1 protein-coding gene is annotated in these 395 nt (G+C 72.9%); it reads left to right on the plus strand.

The window, feature by feature from the left end:
- Nucleotides 1–395: AMP-binding enzyme (locus tag VR44_RS02185; protein ID WP_045945620.1), on the plus strand; the 395-nt coding region annotated here is incomplete at both ends.

Below are 395 nucleotides of genomic sequence, written 5' to 3' on the forward strand. Positions count from 1 at the left end.
GCTACCTGAACCGCCCGGAGGCCACCGCCGAGGTGCTGGTCGACGGCTGGCTGCGGACCGGGGACATCGGGGTGCGGGAGGAGGACGGCTACCTGCGCGTCCTGGACCGCAAGAAGGACGTGGTCATCCGCGGCGGCTACAACGTCTATCCCCGGGAGGTGGAGGAGGTCCTCCTCGGCCATCCGTCGGTGGCGCAGGCCGCCGTGGTCGGCGTCCCCGACGAGCGGCTGGGCGAGGAGGTCTGCGCCGTCCTGCGGACCGCCCCGGGCGTACGGCCGGATCCGGGGCTGGCGGAGGAGATCGCCGTCTGGAGCGGGGAGCGGCTCGCGCGGTACAAGTACCCCCGCCGGATCGTCTTCACCGAAGCCTTTCCCGTGGGCCCCACGGGGAAGATC

This window comes from Streptomyces katrae, assembly GCF_000966975.1.
GTDB classification, from domain to species: Bacteria; Actinomycetota; Actinomycetes; order Streptomycetales; family Streptomycetaceae; genus Streptomyces; species Streptomyces katrae.